The organism is Kitasatospora sp. NPDC054939 (assembly GCF_053610105.1).
Genome location: NZ_JBSGXP010000289.1, coordinates 1 through 2766, shown reverse-complemented (window position 1 = coordinate 2766; position 2766 = coordinate 1). Strand labels below are relative to the sequence as shown.

3 protein-coding genes are annotated in these 2766 nt (G+C 77.2%); 2 read left to right on the top strand and 1 reads right to left on the bottom strand.

Features of this window, described 5'->3' with window-relative positions:
- Positions 1-628: NUDIX domain-containing protein (locus ACWGB8_RS38320; RefSeq protein ID WP_452218275.1), on the bottom strand; the 628-nt coding region annotated here is incomplete at its 3' end.
- A 198-nt stretch (positions 629-826) separates the two neighbouring features.
- On the opposite strand from ACWGB8_RS38320, the gene mmuM reads away from it, so the two are divergent.
- Entirely contained in the window at positions 827-1774 is a 948-nt protein-coding gene (gene mmuM, locus ACWGB8_RS38315; protein WP_452218274.1) for a homocysteine S-methyltransferase, read from the top strand.
- 102 nt (positions 1775-1876) lie between these two features.
- Positions 1877-2641, top strand: a complete 765-nt coding sequence (locus ACWGB8_RS38310; RefSeq protein ID WP_452218273.1) for an IclR family transcriptional regulator — start codon at positions 1877-1879, stop codon at positions 2639-2641.
- Positions 2642-2766 lie beyond the last annotated feature (125 nt).

Genomic DNA, 2766 nt, shown 5'->3' with positions numbered 1-2766 from the left:
GGCGCCCGCCCCCCCCCCCCGTGGGTTCGCGCGCGGCCCCCCCCGCGGCTCGGGGACGGCCGGCGGGCGGCCTCGGGTCGAGCGCGGTGACGGGGTGCCAGGCGGCGGCCGCGGCGTCGCTGCCGGCCTCGGGGTCGGGCAGGTCTGGTGCGAAGGCGAGGTAGGCGACCGAGACGACGTGCATCCGGGGGTCGCGGTCGGGGGCGCCGTAGCTGCCGAGCTGTTCGAGGTGGATGCGGCGCAGGGCGTCCGCGCAGCCGGCCGTGGAGAGCAGGCCGGTCTCCTCGGCGAGCTCGCGGACGGCGGCCTCGTCGAGGCTCTCCCGGCCGGCCCGGAGGAAGCCGCCGGGCAGCGCCCAGCGGCCCCGGTGGGGCGGGGCGGCGCGTTCGACCAGCAGGACGTGCAGGTGGCCGTGGCGCAGGGTCAGGGCGACGACGTCGACGGTGACGGCGACGGGCGTGTAGGCGCGCGGGTCGTAGGCGGCGAGCCAGGCGCGCTCGGCGGCGGCTGCGTCGGCCGGGTCGTCGGCGCGGACGCTGCCGACGGCGTGGTCGGTGTCGTCTGCTACTGCGGCGCCGGCGTGGTCGGTGTCGGCACCGTCGGTGCCGGGTGTGGGCCGGGTCGGCACGGGGCTCCCCTCCTCTCCTGGCTCGCTCGCTCCCCTGCCCGCGGCGCGACTGCGGCACGACTGCGGCGGGTCGTCGTTCTCGGTCTGAGCACAACGTAGCCATCGCATGACTGTGCGGCAAATGAATTTCCGCGCGGGCTCGGACCTACCCTGTGAGCAGGGCTTCTGCCGTCGGGACGCGGGCCGGAGGTGGTCGGGATGACCGGGAGCGGGGCGCCGCCTGCGGGCGGTACGGACGACGGCGGGTTCGCCGCGGCGCTGGCGGCCGGGCCGCTGGTGCTGGACGGCGGGCTGTCCAACCAGTTGGAGGCCGAGGGCCACGACCTGGCGGACGCGCTGTGGTCCGCCCGGCTGCTGGCGGACGACCCGCACGCGCTGGTGCGGGCGCACCGGGCGTACCTCGCGGCGGGCGCCGAGGTCGTGATCACCGCGAGCTACCAGGCCTCCTTCGAGGGCTTCGCCCGGCGCGGGACCGGCCGGGCGGACGCGGCCCGGCTGCTGGCCCGCAGTGTGGAGCTGGCCCGGGAGGCGGTGGCGGCCGAGGGCGGCGGCCGGCGCTGGGTGGCGGCGTCGGTGGGCCCGTACGGGGCGGCGCTGGCGGACGGTTCGGAGTACCGGGGCCGGTACGGGCTGTCGGTGGCGCAGCTGGAGGCGTTCCACCGGCCGCGGCTGGAGGTGCTGGCGGCGGCCGGCCCGGACGTCCTGGCGCTGGAGACCGTGCCGGACGCGGTGGAGGCGCGGGCGCTGCTGCGGGCGGTGCGCGGGCTGGGGGTGCCGGTCTGGCTGTCGTACAGCGCGGCGGACGGGCGGACCCGGGCGGGGCAGCCGCTGGCGGAGGCGTTCGCGCTCGCGGCGGAGGCGGCCGAGGTGGTGGCGGTGGGGGTGAACTGCTGCTCCCCCGCCGAGGCGGACCGGGCGGTGGCGGTGGCGGCGCGGGTGACCGGGCGGCCGGTGGTGGTGTACCCCAACAGCGGCGAGGGCTGGGACCCGGCGGCCCGGTCGTGGTGCGGCGAGCCGGCGTTCTCGCCGCGGCGGGCGGCGGGCTGGGTGGGCGGCGGCGCCCGGCTGGTGGGCGGCTGCTGCCGGGTGGGGCCGCGGGAGATCGCGGCGCTGGCGGCGGAGGTCCGGACCGGCCGGAGAGCGTGATTACCGAGGGGGAACGTGCACGGAGCGGGGGCGGCCTGGCAGACTCGTGCCGTCACCCGTGCGGTCGACAATGTCGACCGCCCTTCAGCGCGGAGGTATCGAATGCCCGGCCCGATCCAGTCGCTCTCCCGGGCCGCCGCGATCATGCGCCTGCTGGCCGGCGGTGAACGCCGCCTTGGCCTGTCCGAGGTCGCGACGGCGCTTGACCTCGCCAAGGGAACGGCGCACGGCATCCTGCGCACCCTCCAGCAGGAGGGTTTCGTGGAGCAGGACCCGGAGAGCGGCAAGTACCAGTTGGGCGCCGAACTGCTGCGCCTGGGCCAGAGCTACCTGGACGTGCACGAGCTGCGGGCGCGGGCGCTGGTCTGGGCGGACGACCTGGCCCGGGCCACCGGGGAGACGGTCTACCTCGGCGTGCTGCACCATCAGGGCGTGCTGATCGTGCACCACGTGTTCCGCCCGGACGACACCCGGCAGGTGCTGGAGGTGGGCTCGATGCAGCCGCTGCACAGCACCGCGCTGGGCAAGGTGCTGTTGGCGTACGACCCGGTGGCGCGCGGGGAGCTGGGCCAGGGGCCGCTGGAGTCGTACACCTCGCGGACCCTGACCGAGCTCGCGGACATCGACGCCGAGGCGGCGCTGACCAGGGAGCGGGGCTGGGCCGGGGCGATCGAGGAGACCTGGGAGGGTGTGGCCTCGATCGGCGCGCTGATCCAGGACCGCCGGCGCAACCCGGTCGGCGCGGTCTGCATCAGCGGGCCGGTGGAGCGGGTCTGCGAGGACGGCTTCGTCCGGGCGTCGCTGGTGGCATCGGTGCGCAGCGCGGCCCGGGCGATCTCGCGGGACCTGGGCGCCGGGCGGTTCTGACCCCGATTCGGGGTGCGGGGCCGCCGACGGCCCCGCACAGGTGCCCCGGAGTGCTCCCCCAGCACTTCCGAGCCGCCCGACGCGATTCACGCAGCGTTCACGCCGAGGCGCGGACGGGCTCGAAG